Here is a 19,745-nt window from a genome sequence, read left to right on the forward strand (position 1 = left end):
ACGCTTTATGGGGGGAGCGAGGCCCGGCCGCGAGGGAGGTGGCGGCCGGGCTCTCGTGGGGCGGTCATGACGAGCGGCGCTTGCCGAAGACCGAGCGGCGCTCGGCCTTGTTGGCCTGCTCCGCCTCGCGTACCCGGCGGTGCTCGGCGGCGGCGCGGCGCAGCTCGTTCGCGTGGCTCTTCATGAGTTCGTACTCGATCTCGGGATTCATACCGTGTCTCCTGACACTTGGTGCGTCTTCCTGACATTTCTAGAGTCGGGCTAAGGTGCCCTTCGTCACATCGGGTGGATGCCCTATCTCTCAAGCCGGGAGCGCACGCGGCATACCTAGGGAGACCCCGGTTGCGCCTTAGGCGATCGGTTTGGAGGACGCGGGGCCGGTCGGCGATGCTGTGATGGTGTCAACTATGACGACTTCGCTCGCGGACGTCGCCGCGTCCGGCGCGACGCTGCGGGCCTTCCTGCACGGCCTGCCCGGCGTCGACCGGGTCGGCGCGGACCAGCGGGCGGCCACGCTCGGCACCCGATCGATCAAGACCACCGCCAAGGCCACCGCCATCGACCTCGCCATCTCCATGGTCGACCTGACCACGCTGGAGGGCGCCGACACGGCCGGCAAGGTGCGCGCGATGTGCACCAAGGCCGTGCGCCCCGGCGGCGACGCGCCCCGGGTGGCGGCCGTCTGCGTCTACCCCGACCTGGTCGCCGTGGCCGCCGAGGCGGTGCGCGGCTCGGGGGTCAAGGTGGCCTCCGTCGCCACCGCGTTCCCGAGCGGGCGCACCTCGCTGGAGGTCAAGGTGAGCGACACGGCGCTGGCCGTCGCCGCGGGCGCCGACGAGATCGACATGGTGATCGACCGCGGCGCGTTCCTGTCCGGCGACTACCTGAAGGTGTACGAGGAGATCGTCGCCGTCAAGGCCGCGTGCGGCGCGGCGCACCTCAAGGTCATCCTGGAGACCGGCGAGCTGGCCACCTACGACAACGTGCGGCGCGCGTCCTGGCTGGCGATGCTGGCCGGCGCCGACTTCATCAAGACCTCGACCGGCAAGGTCTCCCCGGCCGCCACGCTGCCGGTGACGCTGGTCATGCTGGAGGCCGTGCGCGACTTCCGCGCGGCGACCGGGCGGCAGGTGGGCGTCAAGCCGGCCGGCGGCATCCGCACGACGAAGGACGCGGTCAAGTACCTCGTGCTGGTCAACGAGACGGCCGGCGACGACTGGCTGACCCCCGACTGGTTCAGGCTCGGCGCGTCCTCGCTGCTCAACGACCTGCTCATGCAGCGGCAGAAGCTGGCCACCGGGCGTTACGCCGGCCCCGACTACTTCACGTTGGACTGATGATGGCGATCTTCGAGTACGCACCCGCCCCCGAGTCCCGCGCCGTCGTCGAGCTCCAGCCGGCCTACGGGCTGTTCATCGACGGCGAGTTCACCGACGGCTCCGGGCCCGCGTTCAAGACCGTCAACCCGGCCACCGAGGAGCCGCTGGCCGAGATCGCCACGGCCACGTCCGACGACGTGGACCGGGCGGTCCAGGCGGCGCGCAAGGCGTTCGGCGTGTGGAGCGCGCTGCCCGGCGCCGAGCGGGCCAAGTACCTGTTCCGCATCGCCCGGATCATCCAGGAGCGGGCCCGCGAGCTGGCCGTGCTGGAGTCGCTCGACAACGGCAAGCCCATCCGCGAGTCGCGCGACGTGGACCTGCCGCTGGTCGCCGCCCACTTCTTCTACTACGCCGGGTGGGCCGACAAGCTGGAGTACGCCGGGTTCGGCCGGAGGACGACGGACGGGCGCGGCGGCACCAAGCCGCTGGGCGTCGCCGGGCAGGTCATCCCGTGGAACTTCCCGCTGCTCATGCTGGCCTGGAAGATCGCCCCGGCGCTGGCCTGCGGCAACACCGTCGTGCTGAAGCCGGCCGAGACCACCCCGCTGAGCGCGTTGTTCTTCGCCGACATCTGCCGGCAGGCCGACCTGCCGCCCGGCGTGGTCAACATCGTGACCGGCGCGGGCGAGACCGGCGCGGCCGTCGTCGCGCACCCCGACGTCAACAAGGTCGCCTTCACCGGCTCCACCGAGGTCGGCCGGCTCATCGCCCGCGCGGTCGCGGGCACCGACAAGAAGCTGACGCTGGAGCTGGGCGGCAAGGCCGCGAACATCGTGTTCGAGGACGCCGCCATCGACCAGGCCGTCGAGGGCGTCGTCAACGGCATCTTCTTCAACCAGGGCCACGTCTGCTGCGCGGGCTCGCGCCTGCTGGTGCAGGAGTCCGTCCAGGACGAGCTGCTGGCCGCGCTCAAGCGGCGCATGGCCACGCTGCGCGTCGGCGACCCGCTGGACAAGAACACCGACGTCGGCGCGATCAACTCGGCGGCGCAGCTCGCCAAGATCCGCGAGCTGGCGGAGCTGGGCGAGAGCGAGGGCGCAGAGCGCTGGTCGGCGCCGTGCGAGCTGCCCGAGCGCGGCTTCTGGTTCGCCCCGACCGTCTTCACCGGGGTCGCGCAGTCGCACGCCATCGCCAGGGACGAGATCTTCGGCCCGGTGCTGTCCGTGCTGACCTTCCGCACCCCGGCCGAGGCCGTCGAGAAGGCCAACAACACGCCGTACGGGCTGTCGGCCGGCATCTGGACCGAGAAGGGCTCGCGCATCCTGTGGATGGCCGACAAGCTGCGCGCGGGCGTGGTGTGGGCCAACACGTTCAACAAGTTCGACCCGACCTCGCCGTTCGGCGGCTACAAGGAGTCCGGCTACGGCCGGGAGGGCGGCCTGCACGGGCTGGAGGCCTACCTTGACGTGTGAGCATCGCCGCCCGGAGCGCGGGAGACGGCGTGCGCAGGCCACCCGCGGTCACGCCTTCGCCCGCGCCGGGCGGCCCGTCCGCACCGGCTGGTACGCCCACCGCTGCGGCGTGAGCCGGTGCGGCCAGGTCTTCGTGCCGGTCCAGATGTCGCAGGAGTCCACGTGGAGGGGGCGGGGCGATGAGTAGGTTGTCCGTCAGAAAGACCTACAAGCTGTACATCGGAGGGGCGTTCCCGCGCTCGGAGAGTGGGAGGTCCTATCCCGTGACCTCGGCCAAGGGCGACTTCCTCGCCAACGCCTCGCTCGCCTCCCGCAAGGACGCCCGCGACGCGGTGGTGGCCGCGCGCAAGGCGTTCCCCGGCTGGTCGGGCGCGACGCCGTACAACCGGGGGCAGATCCTCTACCGGGTCGCCGAGATGCTGGAGGGGCGGCGGGCGCAGTTCGCCGACGAGCCGGCCTCGGGCGGGGCGGGCGGCAAGCGGGCGGCGCTGGAGTCCGTGGACGCGGCGGTCGACCGGCTGGTCTGGTACGCGGGCTGGTCCGACAAGATCGCCTCGGTGCACGGGGCGGCCAACCCGGTCGCCGGTCCCTACTTCAACCTGTCGGCGCCCGAGCCGACCGGCGTGGTCGCGGTGGTCGCGCCCGCCGATCCGCTGCTCGGGCTGGTGTCCGTGGTCGCGCCGGTGATCGTCACCGGCAACACCTGCGTGGTGGTGGCCTCCGAGCCGTCGCCGCTCGCCGCGATCACGCTGGCCGAGGTGCTGGCCACCTCCGACCTGCCCGGCGGCGTGGTCAACCTGCTCACCGGGCGGCAGGCCGAGCTGGCGCCCTGGCTGGCCGCCCACATGGACGTCAACGGGCTCGACCTCACCGGCGTCACGGACACCGAACTGGCGCTGCGCTGCGAGCAGGAGGCGGCGGAGAACCTCAAGCGGGTGCTGCGGCCCGCCCAGGAGGACTGGACGGTCGATCCGGGGATCGGGCGGATGACCCGGTTCCTGGAGACCAAGACGGTCTGGCACCCGAAGGGCGCCTGAGGCCCAGGGCCGCTCAGCGGCGGCCGGCCGGGCTCGCGGGCCCGGGAGGCCGCTCAGCGGTAGCCGGGCGGGCGCAGCGGCGGGTGGGCCGCCTGGAGCTGGGCGGCCAGGCCGAGCAGGTGCGGCTCGCCGCCCGGCGGGGCGACCAGCTGCACCCCGATCGGCAGCCCGCTGGAGTGGGTGGCGATCGGCACGGTGAGCGCGGGCCAGCCGCACATGTTCCACGGCCCGGCGCCGGGGGCGAAGCGCACGTTCAGCAGCACGTTGCTGACGAACCCGCGCTCGCCCCACCGCTCCGCCCGCGGCGGGACGGCCGCGAGCACCGGCATGACCAGGGCGTCCGCGTCGCCGAACCACTGGTCGGCCCCGTAGGCGCGCCAGCGCTCCCGGCCCCGCGCCCCGCCGGCGCGCAGCCTGGCCAGGCTTCGCCCGGCGCGGGCCAGGGCGCGGGTGCGCCGCTCCAGCCGGGCCGGGTCCAGGCCCTCGGTCGTGGTCGCGGCCAGGCTGAGCCAGGTGGCGATGGTGGCGGGGCCGAGCCAGACGGGCAGCCTGCGCGTGTGCTCGACCACCGTGTGCCCGGCCACGCGCAGGGACTCCGCCGCCGCGCGCACCGCGGCCTGGAACTCCTTGTCCACCGGCAGGCCGGGCGGCAAGGGCTGCGGGGCGTAGGCCACCCGCAGGTCGAACGGCTCCGGCCCGTCGGGCGGCGGCTGCGGCCGCCACACCTCGTCGTCGTCGGCCCACACCGACCGCAGCATCGGCGGGCGCGGGTCCACGCGGCGGCCGGCTTGCCACGCTCCGGCCAGCGTCGGGTCCGCGGCCAGCACCGAGAGCGCCAGCGCCAGGTCCTCGGCGGTGGTGGCGATCGGGCCGTTCTCGGTCAGCCCGTTCCAGTCCTGCGCGGGGGCGGGCACCAGGCCGGCGCCGGGCTTGACGGCGAGCACCCCGCAGGCCGCGCCGGGGATGCGGAGCGAGCCCAGGCCGTCGTTGCCGAGCGCGAGCGGCGCCATGCCGGCCGCCACCGCCGCCGCCCCGCCCGAGGAGGAGCCGCCCGGGGTGCGCTCGGGGTTCCACGGGTTGCGGACGGTGCCGTACGCGCTGTCGCCGACCGCCACCAGCCCCAGCTCGGGCATGTTGGTCAGCCCGATGACGAGCGCGCCCGCCGCGCGCAGCCGGGCGACCGTCTCGTGGTCCTGCGCCGCGGGCGTGGCGGAGGACGCCGCCGAGCCGAGCCGGGTGGGCTCGCCCGCCACCTCCAGGTTGTCCTTCACCGCCACCGGGACGCCGGCGAGCGGCAGCTCGGCGAGGTCCCGGCGCTTCTGGAGGGTCTGCGCCTCCTCCACGGCCTGCTCGCGCACGGCCCGGAACGCGCCGACCCGCGCGTCCCGGGTCGCGATGGCGTGCAGATGCTCCTCGACGACGGTCACGGCGGTGACCTCGCCCTGCCGGACGGCCGTCGCGATCTCGATAGCGGACCTGCCTGCCCACAACATGTCTAGAGTGTGCAGGTTTTCACTCTTTGTTGCGACCCCTAGCCCTGAGGCTCTTCCGCCGGGCAGCGGGTGCCCCGGGCGGGCACGGTCAGCGAGATCAGGTAGTCGTCCATCGCCCGCGTGGTGCACTCCGTCATGCCGTAGACGCCGTGACCCCAGCCCTCGTACGTGAGCAGCCTGGCCTTCGGGCCGAGCTGACGGGCCACGTTCGCCGACCACTCGTACGGGGTGTCGGGGTCGTGCTTCGAGGTGGCGACCAGCAGCGGGGCGCTGCCCTTGTAGCGCAGCCGGTGCTGCGGGTTGTTGACCGGGTGGCCCTGGCAGATCGGCATGTCGCCCATCGGCATCGGGTTGTAGCGCATGTCGGGCGCGACCGCGTTGGAGGCGCGCATCACGTCGGCGTACTGCGCGTAGCTCCGCAGCCCCAGGTTCCAGTCCTCGCACAGGATCGCGGTCGGCAGCTCGGCGGTCTCGCCGCCCACCTGCCAGTTGCCGGGCGGGCCCGGCATGTCGTCCGGCACCGGGCCGCCGTCCAGGGCCAGCAGCACCTTGGCCTCCAGCCGCCAGGAGGGCGCCTCGTTCATGATGACGCCCAGCCACAGCAGGTTGTGGGCCGGCACCGGGCGGCCGTCGCCCGGCCACAGCAGCTCGCCGCGGTCCGCCTTCTCCAGCAGGCTCTTCCACAGCGCCCGGACGTCACGCCCGTGCAGCACGCACTCGCTGTCGCGCTCGCACCAGGCGACGAACTCGTCGAAGCTGTCCTGGACGGTGGCCGCCTCGGTCACCTGGAACGCCTTGACGTCCAGGCTGTGGTCCATGTTGCTGTCCAGCACCATGGCCCGGACCCGGTTCGGGAACAGCTCGGCGTACATCTGCTGGGCCAGCGTGCCGTAGGAGACGCCGTACGAGGTCAGCTTCTCCTCGCCGAGGGCGGCGCGGATGGCGTCCATGTCGCGGGCCACGTTGACCGAGTCGAGGTGGTCGTACAGCGGGCCGGTGCGCTTGCGGCAGTCGGCGCGCAGCTTCCTGTCGAAGGCGACCCACTTGTCGTAGTCGGCCTGGCTGGTCATGACCGGGTACGGCATCTCGTTGTAGACCGAGGCCGAGCAGGTCACCGAGCCGCTGCGGGCGACGCCGCGCGGGTCGTAGCTGACGATGTCGAAGCGCCGCTGCACGTCCTCGCTGAAGCCGGAGGGGCGCAGGATGTCGTTCACGCCCGAGTTGCCGGGGCCGCCGGGGTTGGTCAGCAGCGACCCGATGCGCGCGGCCGGGTCGGTGGCCTTGCGCCGGGCGAGGACCAGGTCCACGGTGCGGCCGTTCGGCCGGGACCAGTCGATCGGCACGGCCAGGGTGCCGCACTCGACGCTGGGCTCCTCCTCGCACGGCGCCCAGGTGATGCCGCGCCTGCCGACCTCGTCGGTCACGTCCTGGCCGGTGATCGCGGCGAGGGCCGCGCCGGGGGCCGTTAACAGCGTGGCGACCGTCACGAGGGCGGTGGCGATCACGGTGGTTCTTCTTGGCACAGTGCTCCTGTCGTCGATCGACCGGCGGAAGATCATGACCCCGAATCTAACAGGTGGTGGTTCCGCCCATTGACATATGACTCGTTAGCTTTTATGCCATACGCGCAACGGGCCGGCGACGCGGAAACCGTGCCGCAGGGCGTCGGACGGGTCCTGCTCGTACCCGACCAGCGGGCGGCCGGGGAACAGGCCAGCCGCCGCCGAGACGACCGCCGCCCAGACGTCGTCGGCGTCGCAGCCCGCGGCGAACACGTTGGAGACGCCGACCACCCGCGCGCGCGGGGTGAGCACGCACCCGCAGACCACGTCGCCGCCGCCGATCCGGCCGCCGAGGATCGTCACCTCGTCGAGCAGCGCGGCCGGGAACAGGCCGCGCACCTCGCCGCCGAAGCACGCCTGCTCCCACGCGGGCAGCGTGCCGGGCGTGACCCGCTCCCACGTGACCCGGCCGGGCCGGGGCGCGGGCGCGGGGTGGTGGATCCACCGGGCCTCGAACAGCACGTCGAAGCCGGGCAGGTCGAGCGCGGCGAAGCTGTCCTTGACCGAGGCGCCGGGGCCGGCGTCGATGCGGCCGAGCACGTCGGCCGCCGTCGCGGCGGGGGAGAGCGTCACGGCGTCCGGGTAGTAGAGCGGGGTCCTGACGGCGCTGGTCCAGGCCCGTTCGGCGAACACCCCGCCGCCGCCGTGGGCGCGGCACATGCTCGCGCACCACTCGGCGTTGTCGCGGGCGGCCAGGGCGGTCACGGTCACGGGCGGGTCCTCGGGTTCGTGCGGCGGGTGGGCGGCGCGGTGAGCGGGTCCTCGGGCCAGGGGTGCCTAGGGTAACGGCCGCGCAGCTCCGCGCGGACGGCCCGGTAACCCTCCCGCCAGAACGAGGCCAGGTCCGCCGTCACCGCCACCGGACGCCCCGCCGGGGACAGCAGGTGCACCAGCACCGGCACGCCCGCGATCCGCGGCGTCTCCCGCAGGCCGAACACCTCCTGCAGCTTCACCGCCAGCACCGGCTGCTCGCCCGAGTAGTCGACCCGGACCCGCGACCCGCTCGGCACCTCGACGCGCTCGGGCGCGACCTGGTCCAGGCGCGCGCTCCACGGGACCAGCCGGAGCAGGGCCTGGGCCACGTCGATGCGCTCCAGGTCGGCGCGGCGGCGGGCGCGCGACAGCTCGGGCTCCAGCCACCTGTCGGCCAGGGCGACGAGGTCGTCCACCGGCGGCCAGGGGTCGCCGAGGGCGCGGTGGCAGAAGGCCAGCCGGTCGCGCAGCTCCCTGGCCTGCCTGGTCCAGGTCAGGACGTCCTCCGTGCGCAGGCCGTGCAGGACGGCGGGGCGGACGTCGGCGTCCGTGAGCGGGGTCGCGGACAGCTCGATCGCGCCCAGGCGCTCGACGGTGCGGGCCGTGACGTCGCCGCGCCGGCCGCCCGGCGGGACCCGCCACTCGACCTCGTCCTCGACGGTGACCGGGTGGGCGCGCCTGGCCGTCTCCTCGTCGATCGGCACGGCCTGCCGGACGCGGGCCGACGCCGACCCCGTGGGCCGGTCGGCCACCGCGATCGCGAGCCATTCCGCGCTCCGGAGGCGGGAGCCGTCGGCGAGCTCGGCCCGCGTCCCGGACGCCATCAGGTAACCCCCGCCCCGCCGCCGCGCCACCCGTTCCGGGAACGCCAGCGCCACCACCAGCCCGGCCACCTCCTCGTCGGACCCCTCGGGAGAGGAGGCCGCGGCCCCGGCCGGCTCGGCCGGGCGGCCGGGCTGCCTGGGCTCGGCGGGCCTGGTGGGTGCGGGGGCGGCGGATGTGTTGCGGAGGCGGCGGGTCTCCTGGCGCCAGCGGGCGGCGAAGCCCGTCCCGCCGCGCCGGGCCGCGCGCCAGACCTCCACCAGGTCGTCCCCCGCGTCCCTCGGCAGTTGCTCCGAGAGCAGCGCCACCACCTCGGCCGCGCGCGGGCCGCCGTCGAGCAGCGCCCGGGCCAGCCGCGGGTGCACGCCGGCGAGCGCCATCCGCCGCCCCCGCCCGGTGACCTTGCCGCGCCCTGGGCCGGGGCCGGGCTCCAGCGCGCCCAGCTCGCCCAGCGTGCGGACGGCGGCCGCCAGGGCGGCCGGGGGCGGCGGGTCCAGCAGCGCGAGGCCGCTCGCGTCCGGGTCGCCCCAGCAGGCCACCTGCAGCGCGAACCCGGTCAGGTCCGCCAGCGCGATCTCCGGCCGGGGATGCTCGGCCAGCCGCTCGTGCTCGGCCTCGGTCCAGCAGCGGTACACCGCCCCCGGGGCCTCGCGCCCGGCCCGGCCGGCCCGCTGCCCGGCCGCCGCCTTCGACACCCGGACGGTGGTCAGCGAGCCGAGCCCCCGCGCGTGGTCGGTGCGCGGCTCGCGGGCCAGCCCCGAGTCCACGACCACCCGCACCCCGGGCACCGTCAGGCTCGACTCGGCGACGGACGTGGCCAGCACCACGCGCCGGGCCGTACCGGGGGCGAGGACGGCGTCCTGCACGTGCGCGGGCGCCCGTCCGTGCACCTGGAGGACGTCCACGCCGGCCCCCGCCAGCAGCCCGGCCACCCTGGCGATCTCGCCCACGCCGGGCAGGAAGCACAACACGTCGCCGTCGCGCTCGCCGAGCGCCCGGCGGACCACCGCGGCGACGTGCGCCAGCAGCGCGGGATCGACGCGCAGGCCGTGCGGCGGGGCGACCGGGCGCGGCGGCGGCGCCCACACGGTCTCGACCGGGTGGGTGACGCCGCTCGCCGCCACCACCGGGCCGCCGAGCAGCCGGGCCCAGCGCTCGGCGTCGGCGGTGGCCGAGGTGGCGAGGACGCGCAGGTCGGGGCGGAGCGTGTCGCGCACGTCCAGCAGGAACGCGAGGGCGGTGTCGGCGTCCAGGTGGCGTTCGTGGCATTCGTCCAGCATGACCGCGTCCACGCCGGCCAGCTCCTGGTCGCGCTGGAGGCGCTGGAGCAGCACGCCGGTCGTGACCACCTCGACCATCGGGTTGGCGCCGGTGTGGCGCTCGCCGCGGATCGTGTAGCTGACGCCCATGCGCCGGGCCGCGGCCCGCACCGCGAGCCGGCGCGGCTCGGCGACCAGCACCCGCATCCCGGCCTCGGCCAGGGCGAGCGGGACCACGGTGGTCTTGCCGGTGCCGGGCGGCGCGGTCAGCACGGCCGTGCCGCCCGCGGCGAGCGCGCCCAGCAGGCCGGGCAGGACGTGCCGGATCGGCAGCCCGTCCCCCAGAGCGCCGGTCACGGGAGCGTCGCGTTCAGGGCCGGTCCCGGCAGCGTCGCGGTCGGCGCCGGTCACGGGAGCGTCGCGTTCAGCACCGAGTCGAGCAGGCCGGGGAAGCGGCGGTCGAGGTCGTCGCGGCGCAGGCTCATGTACTTCAGCCTGCCCACCTGCTTGGTCAGCACCACGCCCGCCTCGCGCAGGGTGCGGTAGTGGTGCGAGGCCGTGGACTTGTGCACGCCGAGGTCGTCGCCCGCCACCCCGCACGACATCTCGCCGGCCACGGCCAGCCGCATGACGATCTCCAGCCGCACGGGGTCGGCGAGCGCCCGCAGGACCTCGGTGAGCTCGATGTCCTCGGTGGCGGGATGCGGCAGCAGGCGCATGGGTGAAACCTTATCTCGGTTCAATGGTTTGACAACAATCCAACTATAAGTCAGTTTGATGAGCATCCAACTGTTCTGTCGTGGAGGCTCCATGAGTTCGCGGCTCTACTCCCTGGCTGTCGGGAATTTCGCCATCGGCACCGGCATGTTCGTCACCGCCGGGCTGCTTCCGCCCATCTCCGCCGACCTCGGCGTCTCGCGTTCGGCGGCGGGGCAGCTCATGACGGTGTTCGCGCTGGCGTACGCGGTGCTGTCGCCCCTGCTCGCCGCGCTGACCGCGCGCCTTTCCCGCCGGCGGCTGCTGCTGCTCGCCCTCGGCGTCTTCGTGGCGGGCAACGCGCTGACCGCGCTCGCGCCGACGTACCCGCTGGTCCTGGCCACGCGGGTGCTCGCCGCGGCGGGGGCGGCGATGTTCACCCCGACCGCGTCCGGGGTGGCCAACGCGCTCAGCACGCCCGAGCGGCGCGGCCGGGCGCTGGCGCTGGTGATGGGCGGGCTGAGCGTGTCGTCGGCGATCGGGGTGCCGCTCGGCACCTGGCTCGGCGGCGCGGCCGGCTGGCGGGCCACGCTCTGGCTGGTGACCGGGCTCGGCGTGCTCGGGCTGGCCTGGGTGGCCGCCGCGGTGCCCGAGGTCGTGGTCGCCTCCTCCGGGCGGCTGAAGGAGCGCTTCGCGCCGCTGGCCGAGCGGCGGGTGCTGGCGGTGCTGGCGACGCAACTGCTGATGTTCGCGGCGGGGTTCACCGCCTACACCTACATCGGGTCGCTGTTCGACCTGCCGCTGACGGCCGTGCTGTGGGCGTGGGGGCTCGGCGGCGTCGCGGGCAACCAGCTCGGCGGGCGGCTCACCGACCTGTACGGCCCCCGCCGGATGATCATCCTCGGCCTGGCCGCGTCCACGGTCTTCCTGGCCCTCATCCCGGTCGCCAACCTCGCCCTGCCCGTCGCGCTGGTGTGGGCGTTCCTGTGGGGCGCGCTCGGCTGGCTGGTGGCCCCGGCGCAGCAGTTCAGGACCGTCGCGGCGGTGCCGGGCAACGTGCCGATCGGGCTCGGGCTGCTGTCGTCCGCGCAGTACCTCGGGCTGTTCGTGGCCGGGCTCGCGGGCGGCGTCGCGCTCGACGCCTACGGCCGCGCCGGCGTGACCGCGCTCGCCACCGCGCTCGGCCTGACGGCCCTGCTGGTCACCCTCGCCACCTACCGAGACCTGGCGAAGGCGCCGGTCGCCGAGCGGGCCTGATCTTCTCCCTCTGCCAGCGGACGCCGCATCGTCCCCGCGGCGGACGACGGCCCGCGTCCCCGGCGCCTACCGTCGGCGGCATGTTGAACAACCAGGTGACCTTCCGCCGCGTCGCGGCAGGCGTGCTCCTCATCGCGGCCCCGCTGTTCCAGGCCGTCGCCGTCGTCGTCGACCCGGGCACCTGGGGCGACGACCGCGAGGCGGTCAGCTACGGGGCCAACCCCGCGCTCGCGCAGACCGAGTCGGCGCTCTACCACTGGAGCTGGCTGCTGATGGCCGTCGCGGCCCTCGGCCTGGTGCACGTCACCAGACGCCGGGCGACCGTGCTCGGCCATCTCGCGGGCGCGGCCACCGTCGTCGGCTACATCTCGGCGTCGGCGCTGCTCATGGCCGATCCGGTCGAGTGGTGGCTGGGCCGGCACTACCCGCCGGACCGGGCGCAGCAGATCCTCGACGAGATGCTGAACCTGCCCGGCGTCGTGATCGGCTTCCAGATGCCGTGGATGTTCTTCGCGCTGCTCGGCCTGCCGCTGCTGACCGTGGCCGTGTGGCGGGCGCGCTTCGTCGGCTGGTGGGTGCCGCTGCTCGTCTTCGCCGGGTACGTGCTGTCGTTCCCGGTGCCGTACGGGCCGGTGACCGTGGCGTTCTGGGTGCTGCCCGTCATCGCCCTGGGCCACACCGGCCTCAAGATCCTCAAGATGGGCGACGAGGCGTGGGCGGCCTACTACCCGGCGCCCGTGCCCGCCCCCGCCGTCGCGCCGGAGACCGCGCCGGCCTGAGGGTCGAGCCAGCCCATGGTGACCGCGAAGAGGATGAACAGCCCCAGCAGGATTCGGTAGACCACGAAGCCGGTGAACCGGTGGGTGCTGATGTAGCGCAGGAACCAGGCGACCGCCGCGTACCCGACGGCGAACGAGATGACCGTGGCGAGGATGGTCGGCCCCCACGCGGGGGCCGGCCCCTCGCCGATGTCCTTCAGCTCGAACAGCCCCGACGCCAGCACCGCCGGGACGGCCAGCAGGAACGAGTACTTCGCGGCGTCCTCGCGCCGGTAGTCGAGCAGCAGGCCCGCCGTGACCGTGCCGCCCGAGCGGGACACGCCGGGGATCAGCGCCAGGGCCTGGGCGAAGCCGTAGATGATCGCGTGGGTGAAGCTGAGGTGCTTCTCCAGCGTCAGCTTGTTGCGCGCGGTGTGGTCGGCGAACCACAGGATGATCCCGAAGACGATCAGCGTGGCGCTGACCAGCCGCAGGTCGCGGAAGACCGTCTCGATCTGGTCCTTCAGCAGCAGGCCGAGGATGCCGATGGGCAGCGTGCCGGCGATGACGTACCAGCCCATGCGGGCCGCCCAGTGCCGCCGCAGCTCCTTGTTCCACAGGGAGCGGGTCCAGGTGGAGATGATCTCCCAGATCTCCTGGCGGAAGTAGATGAGCACGGCGGTCTCTGTGCCGAGCTGGATGACCGCGGTGAACGCCGCCCCGGGGTCCTCCCATCCGGCGAAGGCGGAGACCACGCGGATGTGGGCGCTGGAGGAGATCGGCAGGAACTCCGTGAGCCCCTGGACCAACCCCAAGATCACCGCTTCCAGCCAGCCGATCACGAGGACACCTTTCCGGGACGCGCGCGCGTAGTGACGAAGGCGAGGTTAGCGGAACTTCGCCCGCAGCTCGCGGCGGACGGCCACACAGCGCGGGCTCCCGGTGGGCCCCCGGCCGGGTGCCGTTAGGACTTCCAGACCGGGGCGTTCGCGCGGGCGAAGCCGGCGAAGTCGCGCGCGGGGCGGCCGAGGGCGCGCGGCACGCCGTCGGCGACGCTCGCGTTGCGGCCGTCCAGGACGCCGGTGAACAACGTCGCCAGGCCCTCGGCCTCCTCGCGCGGCAGGCCGGCGGCGACGGCGGCGGCCACGTACTCCTCGGGCGTCACCCGGACGAACTCCACCCTCCTGCCGGTCGCCGCCGACAGCTCCGCGGCGGCCTCGGCGAAGGTCAGCAGGCGCGGGCCGGTCAGCTCGTACACCTGACCGGCGTGGCCGTCCTCGGTGAGCGCGGCCGCGGCCACGTCGGCGATGTCGTCCGCGTCCACGAACGGCTCCGGCACGTCGTCGGCGGGCAGCGCGATCACGCCCGCGCGCACCGGCTCCAGGATGAAGCCCTCGCTGAAGTTCTGCATGAACCAGCCGCAGCGCACCACCGTCCACTCCGCGCCGGACTCCTGGACCGTGCGCTCGCTCGCCCGCGCCTCCGGCTCGCCCCGGCCGGACAGCAGCACCAGCCGCCGCACGCCGGCCCGCACGGCCAGCCCGGTGAACGCCCGCACCGCGTCGTACGCGCCGGGAAAGGCGAGGTCGGGGTAGTAGGACACGTACGCCGCCGTCACGCCCTCCAGCGCGGCGGGCCAGGTCGAGCGGTCCGCCCAGTCGAACGGCGGGGTGGCGGAGCGGGAGCCGAGGCGTACGGGCAGGCCGCGGGCGGTGAGGTGGTCGGCGACGCGGCGGCCGGTCTTGCCGGTGCCGCCCAGAACCAGAATCGTCATGTGTCCTAGTAAGCCGCGATACCGGAAAGACTCTCCATGGTTGAGAAGCGCATTGGCATATGCGATCGTCTAGCCATGGATCAGCTCGCGGCGTTGCTGGACGGCCCGCGGGCCCGGGGCGCGTTCCTGCTCCGCTGCGTCCTCGACCCGCCGTGGTCGATCCGGGTGCAGGACGAGGCGCCGCTGTCGGTGACCGCCCTGGTGCGCGGCGAGGCGTGGGTGCTGCTCGACGGCGCCGAGCCGGTACGCCTCGGGCCGGGCGAGGTCGCGGTCAACCGGGGGCCGGCGCCGTACGTGGTGGCCGACCGGCCCGGCACCGAGCCGCAGATCGTCATCCACCCCGGCCAGCGCTGCACCACGCTCGACGGCGCCTCCCTCGCCCAGGCCATGGACCTCGGGGTGCGCACCTGGGGCAACGACCGCGACGGCGGGACCGTCATGCTGACCGGCACGTACACGATGGAGGGCGAGGTCAGCAGGCGGCTGCTGGAGGCGCTGCCGCCGCTCGTCGTGCGGCCGGGCGGGCCGGTGACCACCCTGCTCGGCGCGGAGATCGTCAAGGACGAGCCGGGCCAGGAGGCGGTCCTCGACCGGCTGCTCGACCTGCTGCTCATCGCCGTGCTGCGCGGCCACTTCGCCACCCACGACGCGCCGGCCTGGTACCGCGCGATGGGCGACCCGATCGTCGGCAAGGCGCTGCGCCTGCTCCACAACAACCCCGCCCATCCGTGGACGGTCGCCGCGCTGGCCGCCGAGGTCGGCGTCTCGCGGGCGTCGCTGGCCCGGCGCTTCACCGACCTGGTCGGCGAGCCGCCGATGGCCTTCCTCACCGACTGGCGGCTGGCGCTCGCCGCCGACCTGCTGCGCGAGCCCGACGCCACGATCGGCGCCGTCGCGCGGAAGGTCGGCTACGGCAGCCCGTTCGCGCTCAGCGCGGCCTTCAAGCGGGTGCGCGGCGTGAGCCCGCAGGAGTACCGGCGGCAGCCGGCCGGAGCCGCCGGGTGAAACCCCTGCTGCTGCTCGACGTGGACGGCGTGCTCAACCCGATCGGCCGCCCCGCCCCCGGCTACCGGCAGTTCCGCTGCCTCATCGACGACGAGACCTACGTCGTGCACCTCGACCCGCGGCACGGCCCCCGCCTGCTCGGCCTCGCCGCCGCCACCGGGGCCGAGCTGGTGTGGGCGACGACCTGGGAGCACCACGCCAACGACTGGATCGCGCCGCGCATCGGCCTGCCGTCGCTGCCCGTCATCGGCGTCAACGCCGCGGCCGGGCCGGTCAGTGAGCACGGCGAGATGTTCAAGACCCCGCACGTGGCGGCGTACGCGGGGCGGCGGCCGTTCGTCTGGTTCGACGACCAGGTGTGGGCCGAGGACGAGGAGTACCTCAGGGTCCATCAGGGTCTCGGCGATTTCCTGCTCGTGCACGTCGACCCCGCACGCGGACTGACCAGCCGTCATCTGGGCATGGCACATGAGTGGCTGACCCTTACAGGGTTTTCTCAGGGTTCCTGACGGGAGTTCCGCGACCGCCCCGTCCGTTCTCCTGACAGAACGAGAAACGGAAGGAACATCATGTACCGCTCACGAGAGCACAGGATCCTCGCCGGCGTCTGCGGCGGCATCGCCGACAAGCTGGGCCTCCCGCCCACCCTGGTCCGGATCCTCTGGCTGCTCCTTTCCCTCATTCCCGGACCGCTGTGGGTCGTCTACGTCGCGATGTGGATCCTCGTCCCCGAGGAGCCGAAGGGCTACCGCACCGTGTGACCCGGGACGACCGGCCGAGGGCGGCCCGCCCTCGCGCCCGACGCCCGCGACCCGCCCGGGTGCCCCGTCCCCGGGCAGGTCCGGGGCGGCTTATCCTCGAAGCATGAGGGCAAGGCCGCTGACACTCCTCCAGGACGATCTCGTCGACTACGACACGGCGATGCGGCGCATGACCGACCTCGTCGGGCAGCGCCAGCGCGACGAGCGGCCCGACACGCTCTGGCTGCTCAGCCACCCCTCCATCTACACCGTCGGCCGCCGCACCCCGGCCGCCCACCTGCCCGACCCCTCGCACGGCATCCCCGTCGCCGAGACCGGCCGCGGCGGCCAGCTCACCTACCATGGGCCCGGGCAGCTCGTCGGCTACCTCATCGTCAAGCTCGGCGAGGAGGAGGGCATCGTCGACTACGTCCGCGAGGTGGAGCTGCGCCTGGTGGAGGCCCTGGGCAAGCTGGGCCTCCCGGCCGAGCGGCGCGACACCCCGCCGGGCTCCGAGCTGCTGACCGGCGTCTGGACCACCGAGACCGGCCGCAAGATCATCTCGATCGGCATGCGGCAGAGCCGCGGCGTCACCAGCCACGGCTTCGCCCTCAACGTCGACGGCGACCTCACCCCGTGGAACTGGGCGGTGGCCTGCGGCATGCCCGACGTCGACATGACGTCGGTGCAGCGCGAGCTGGGCACCGCGTCGATGCCGCAGGTCCGCGAGGTCGTCGCCGAAGCCTTCGAAGCCGCCTGACGCGGCCGGCCCCGGCGTCTCAGACGGTCTCGGGCTCGTCGACGGTGCGGCGGGGGCCGGTGAACCAGTGGCGGGCGGAGAGGGTCCACCACAGGGCGATGAGGATCAGGACGACGCCCACCGCGATCGGCGCGTAGTTGAACGACGTCCAGGTGAAGCCCGGGTTCCCCGGCACCCCGGCCGGGCTGAACGGCATGATGAAGTAGATCGAGACGACCACGATCTCGACGCAGGCGATCCAGCACATCGCCTTGTACTTGCGCCCCAGCGTCCACGGCCCGGGCCGGAAGGCGGCGCCCATGCGCAGGCGGAGCCAGATCGGGATGAGGAAGGCCAGGTAGAGGCCGATGACGGCGATCGAGACGACGGCGTAGAAGGCGACCGGGGTGGTCAGGCCGGCCGGGGCGTAGAGTGCGGGCAGGGTGATCAGGGCGGCCACCACGCAGCCGGCGACGATCGCGTTGACGGGCGTGCGGTTGCGGTCCACCTTCGACCACAGCCGCCAGCCGGGCACCGCGCCGTCCCTGGAGAAGGCGTACGTCATGCGCGACATCGAGGTCACGCAGCTCATGCCGCAGAAGAACTGGCCGATGGTGGAGATGGCGAAGATCGCGGTGGCGAGCGGCGAGGACAGCGCGGTCTCGAAGATGGCGCCGACGAAACCGGACTGTTTGTTGAGCTCGTCCACGTTCGTCGCGGCGAACAGGAACGCCAGCAGCAGGATCCAGCCGCCGATCGCCGAGTAGAAGATCGACTGCCACAGGCCGCGGGCGGCGGTCCTGGCCGCGCCGTGGGTCTCCTCCGAGACGTGGGCGCAGGCGTCGAAGCCGGTGATCGTGTACTGGGTGAGCAGGAAGCCGAGCGGCAGCACGTACAGCCAGAACGGCACGCCGTCGGCGCCGGAGCCGAAGCCGGAGTTGTTGTTGGTGCCGAAGAAGACGAAGGACGCCGACTGGTGGCTGTCCGGGGCGAAGATCAGGATGGCGACGACGATCGCGGCGCCCGCGACGTGCCACCAGACGGAGACGTTCTGCAGGAGCGAGATCAGCTTGTGGCTGTAGATGTTGATCAGCGCGTGCAGGGCGAGGATGACGACGAACAGCAGGAACGCCTGCGGGAGGGTGGCCTCCCAGCCGCCGCCGGTCAGGCGGTTGAGGGTGATGTTGAGGAACGTGGCGCAGCCGTAGTCGACGGAGGCGGTGACGGCGACGAGCCCGATGAGGTTGAGCCAGCCGGTGAACCAGCCGTGGACGGGCTTGCCCATCGTGGCGGCCCACCAGTAGATGCCGCCCGCCGTCGGGTACGCCGAGACCAGCTCCGACATGCAGAGGCCGATGATGAGGATGAACAGCGAGATCACCGGCCAGCCCCACGAGATGGCGATGGGGCCGCCGTTGTTCCAGGCCTGTCCGAAGGTCGTGAAGCAGCCGGCGAGGATCGAGATGATGGAGAAGGAGATGGCGAAGTTCGAGAATCCGCTCCAGGTGCGCGCGAGCTCCTGCTTGTAGCCGAGCTCGGCGAGTCGCCTGGAATCCTCGTCAACGGTCATTGAGGTCTCCCTGGGGGGCGCGGAGGACGCTCCTTTTGGTCTACGTCTAGACCATTTCCGGCCCAGGGACAAGGCGTTACGAGTGAGTTTCGGATCTGTCAGGCCGCCCCGCGGCCTCTCGGGGAGGCCGCGGGGGCCGCGCTGCGGCGGCTACTTGCCGAACGCGTCGATCGCGGCCTGGCAGAACGCCTTCAGGTCGTCGGGCTTGCGGCTGGTGACGAGGGTGTTCTGGCCGTCCTCGTCCACCACGACCTCCTGGTCCACCCAGGTGGCCCCGGCGTTGCGGAGGTCGGTCCGGAGGCTCGGCCAGGACGTGACCGTGCGGCCGCGCACCACGTCGGCCTCGACCAGCGTCCAGGGCGCGTGGCAGATGGCCGCGACCGGCTTGCCGGCGTCGAAGAACGCCTTGGCGAACCGCACGGCCTCCGGCTGCGTGCGCAGGAAGTCCGGGTTGGCCACGCCGCCGGGCAGCACGAGGCCGTCGAAGGACGCGGGGTCGGCGTCGTCCACCGTGTCGTCCACGGCGAAGGTGTCGGCCTTGTCCAGGTGGTTGAAGCCCTGGATCTGCCCGGAGCCGGTGGAGACCAGCCGGGGCGTGCCGCCCGCCTGCTTGACCGCCTTCCACGGTTCGGTGAGCTCCACCTGCTCCACTCCCTCGGGAGCGACGAGGAAGGCGATGGTCTTGCCGTTCAGCATGAGAACTCCCCTGGGATCTGTGCGTTTTCTCCCCTCTATCCGGGCGTGTCGAATGTATGCGTCTTTACCCCGAGGGGGTATGCTCGGTCCCATGACTGTCACGACATACCAGGTTGAGGGCATGACCTGTGGCCATTGCGTCAGCTCCGTGACCGAGGAGGTCGGGGGCCTGGCGGGGGTCAGCGGGGTCGAGGTGGATCTGGCCTCCGGGGCCATGACGGTGACCAGCGCGGCGCCGCTCGAACGGGCCGCGGTGGAGGCCGCCGTCAACGAGGCGGGCTACGAGCTGGCCGGCAAGGTCGAGCTGCTGCCCCTGGCGGGCGGCGGGGTGAACGGCGGGGCGGACGGCGGGTCCTGCTGCGGCTCCGGCGGCTGTCACTGACCTGGCGGCCGGGCGCGGGCGGCCGTGTGGAGCGCCCACGCGGCGCCCGCGCCCACGGTGTACCAGAGCAGGTCGGGCGGGTTGAACGTGCTGCCGAGCAGCGGCCGCAGCACCGCCGGGATCTCCCCGAGCTGGGCGAACTCGATCGCCCAGCTCAGCCCGGCCGACGCCAGGGCGGCCGCCCACGGCCGCGTCCGGGGCAGCGCGAGCAGCACGAGCGCGTAGATCAGGACGGTGTAGAGCGCGTCGCCGGCGTACTTCGGCACCGGGCCGTCCCACAGCAGGCGCACGCCCAGCCCGGCGGCGACGGTCAGGACGGCGGCGAGAGCGGTGATCGGGCGGGGCACCGGTTCACGGTAGTGCCAGGAGCACTGAAAATTTACACCGCCAAAGGATACGAAGATGAAACAA

At 73.3% G+C, this 19,745-nt stretch carries 21 protein-coding genes; 10 read left to right on the forward strand and 11 right to left on the reverse strand.

Translation table 11 applies throughout. The features are described from left to right. Positions 1–64: 64 nt before the first annotated feature. Positions 65–211, reverse strand: coding sequence for a hypothetical protein (locus MF672_RS13710; protein ID WP_242374276.1), 147 nt, complete (start codon positions 209–211; stop codon positions 65–67). Positions 212–407: 196 nt separating this feature from the next. Here MF672_RS13710 and deoC point away from each other — a divergent pair, with 196 nt between their 5' ends. From deoC to MF672_RS13725, 3 genes are all read left to right on the forward strand, one after another. After that, the gene (gene deoC, locus MF672_RS13715) at positions 408–1,337 is read left to right on the forward strand and encodes a deoxyribose-phosphate aldolase (protein WP_242374277.1); all 930 of its coding nucleotides are present in this window, start codon (positions 408–410) and stop codon (positions 1,335–1,337) included. Then, positions 1,337–2,791 carry an aldehyde dehydrogenase family protein gene (locus MF672_RS13720; protein ID WP_242374278.1) on the forward strand — a complete coding sequence of 485 codons (1,455 nt, stop codon included), beginning with the start codon at positions 1,337–1,339 and terminating at the stop codon, positions 2,789–2,791. Before deoC ends, MF672_RS13720 begins: the two co-directional genes overlap by 1 nt. Before the next feature lie 179 nt (positions 2,792–2,970). Then, positions 2,971–3,828: an aldehyde dehydrogenase family protein gene (locus MF672_RS13725; protein ID WP_242374279.1), complete on the forward strand. Its 858-nt coding sequence runs from the start codon at positions 2,971–2,973 to the stop codon at positions 3,826–3,828. Between the two features lie 53 nt (positions 3,829–3,881). Here MF672_RS13725 and MF672_RS13730 read toward each other — a convergent pair whose 3' ends face one another. From MF672_RS13730 to MF672_RS13750, 5 genes are all read right to left on the reverse strand, one after another. After that, complete coding sequence (locus tag MF672_RS13730) at positions 3,882–5,321, reverse strand: amidase (RefSeq protein ID WP_242374280.1); 1,440 nt, start codon at positions 5,319–5,321, stop codon at positions 3,882–3,884. A gap of 38 nt (positions 5,322–5,359) precedes the next feature. Then, positions 5,360–6,826 (reverse strand): alpha/beta fold hydrolase, encoded by a 1,467-nt coding sequence (locus MF672_RS13735; RefSeq protein WP_242374281.1) that lies wholly within the window; start codon positions 6,824–6,826, stop codon positions 5,360–5,362. Between the two features lie 102 nt (positions 6,827–6,928). Next, positions 6,929–7,594 (reverse strand): hypothetical protein, encoded by a 666-nt coding sequence (locus tag MF672_RS13740; RefSeq protein WP_242374282.1) that lies wholly within the window; start codon positions 7,592–7,594, stop codon positions 6,929–6,931. After that, positions 7,591–10,074 (reverse strand): ATP-dependent helicase HrpB, encoded by a 2,484-nt coding sequence (gene hrpB / locus MF672_RS13745; RefSeq protein WP_242374283.1) that lies wholly within the window; start codon positions 10,072–10,074, stop codon positions 7,591–7,593. The genes MF672_RS13740 and hrpB overlap by 4 nt, the downstream gene beginning before the upstream one ends. A gap of 50 nt (positions 10,075–10,124) precedes the next feature. After that, on the reverse strand, positions 10,125–10,436 hold the full coding sequence (locus MF672_RS13750) for an ArsR/SmtB family transcription factor (RefSeq protein WP_242374284.1): 312 nt from the start codon (positions 10,434–10,436) through the stop codon (positions 10,125–10,127). Between the two features lie 91 nt (positions 10,437–10,527). Between MF672_RS13750 and MF672_RS13755 the strand changes: the two genes are divergently transcribed. Together MF672_RS13755 and MF672_RS13760 are read left to right on the forward strand one after the other, a co-directional pair. Next, the gene (locus MF672_RS13755; RefSeq protein WP_242374285.1) at positions 10,528–11,670 is read left to right on the forward strand and encodes an MFS transporter; all 1,143 of its coding nucleotides are present in this window, start codon (positions 10,528–10,530) and stop codon (positions 11,668–11,670) included. Positions 11,671–11,750: 80 nt separating this feature from the next. Then, a complete protein-coding gene (locus MF672_RS13760; RefSeq protein WP_242374286.1) occupies positions 11,751–12,449 on the forward strand; it encodes a hypothetical protein in 699 nt (232 codons plus the stop codon). Here the strand turns inward: MF672_RS13760 and MF672_RS13765 are convergent. Together MF672_RS13765 and MF672_RS13770 are read right to left on the reverse strand one after the other, a co-directional pair. Next, positions 12,395–13,267 carry an undecaprenyl-diphosphate phosphatase gene (locus tag MF672_RS13765; RefSeq protein WP_242374355.1) on the reverse strand — a complete coding sequence of 291 codons (873 nt, stop codon included), beginning with the start codon at positions 13,265–13,267 and terminating at the stop codon, positions 12,395–12,397. The two genes, MF672_RS13760 and MF672_RS13765, sit on opposite strands and share 55 nt — an antisense overlap. 125 nt (positions 13,268–13,392) lie before the next feature. After that, positions 13,393–14,202, reverse strand: coding sequence for an NmrA family NAD(P)-binding protein (locus tag MF672_RS13770; RefSeq protein ID WP_242374287.1), 810 nt, complete (start codon positions 14,200–14,202; stop codon positions 13,393–13,395). 75 nt (positions 14,203–14,277) lie between these two features. Here MF672_RS13770 and MF672_RS13775 point away from each other — a divergent pair, with 75 nt between their 5' ends. From MF672_RS13775 to lipB, 4 genes are all read left to right on the forward strand, one after another. Then, positions 14,278–15,207, forward strand: a complete 930-nt coding sequence (locus MF672_RS13775; protein WP_242374288.1) for an AraC family transcriptional regulator — start codon at positions 14,278–14,280, stop codon at positions 15,205–15,207. Then, positions 15,204–15,716 (forward strand): HAD domain-containing protein, encoded by a 513-nt coding sequence (locus MF672_RS13780; protein ID WP_242374289.1) that lies wholly within the window; start codon positions 15,204–15,206, stop codon positions 15,714–15,716. Before MF672_RS13775 ends, MF672_RS13780 begins: the two co-directional genes overlap by 4 nt. Positions 15,717–15,776: 60 nt before the next feature. Continuing rightward, positions 15,777–15,968, forward strand: coding sequence for a PspC domain-containing protein (locus tag MF672_RS13785; RefSeq protein ID WP_242374290.1), 192 nt, complete (start codon positions 15,777–15,779; stop codon positions 15,966–15,968). 103 nt (positions 15,969–16,071) lie between these two features. Then, positions 16,072–16,707 (forward strand): lipoyl(octanoyl) transferase LipB, encoded by a 636-nt coding sequence (lipB, locus tag MF672_RS13790; protein ID WP_242374291.1) that lies wholly within the window; start codon positions 16,072–16,074, stop codon positions 16,705–16,707. A 19-nt stretch (positions 16,708–16,726) separates the two neighbouring features. Here lipB and MF672_RS13795 read toward each other — a convergent pair whose 3' ends face one another. Both MF672_RS13795 and MF672_RS13800 read right to left on the reverse strand, forming a co-directional pair. Next, complete coding sequence (locus tag MF672_RS13795; RefSeq protein ID WP_242374292.1) at positions 16,727–18,256, reverse strand: amino acid permease; 1,530 nt, start codon at positions 18,254–18,256, stop codon at positions 16,727–16,729. Positions 18,257–18,406: 150 nt separating this feature from the next. Beyond that, the gene (locus tag MF672_RS13800; RefSeq protein ID WP_242374293.1) at positions 18,407–18,952 is read right to left on the reverse strand and encodes a type 1 glutamine amidotransferase domain-containing protein; all 546 of its coding nucleotides are present in this window, start codon (positions 18,950–18,952) and stop codon (positions 18,407–18,409) included. A gap of 91 nt (positions 18,953–19,043) precedes the next feature. On the opposite strand from MF672_RS13800, the gene MF672_RS13805 reads away from it, so the two are divergent. After that, positions 19,044–19,334 carry a heavy-metal-associated domain-containing protein gene (locus MF672_RS13805; RefSeq protein WP_308210487.1) on the forward strand — a complete coding sequence of 97 codons (291 nt, stop codon included), beginning with the start codon at positions 19,044–19,046 and terminating at the stop codon, positions 19,332–19,334. On the opposite strand, the gene MF672_RS13810 is transcribed toward MF672_RS13805, so the two are convergent. Next, positions 19,328–19,681: a ribosomal maturation YjgA family protein gene (locus tag MF672_RS13810; protein ID WP_242374294.1), complete on the reverse strand. Its 354-nt coding sequence runs from the start codon at positions 19,679–19,681 to the stop codon at positions 19,328–19,330. The two genes, MF672_RS13805 and MF672_RS13810, sit on opposite strands and share 7 nt — an antisense overlap. Positions 19,682–19,745: the final 64 nt, after the last annotated feature.

Source organism: Actinomadura luzonensis, assembly GCF_022664455.2.
Classification (GTDB): domain Bacteria; phylum Actinomycetota; class Actinomycetes; order Streptosporangiales; family Streptosporangiaceae; genus Nonomuraea; species Nonomuraea luzonensis.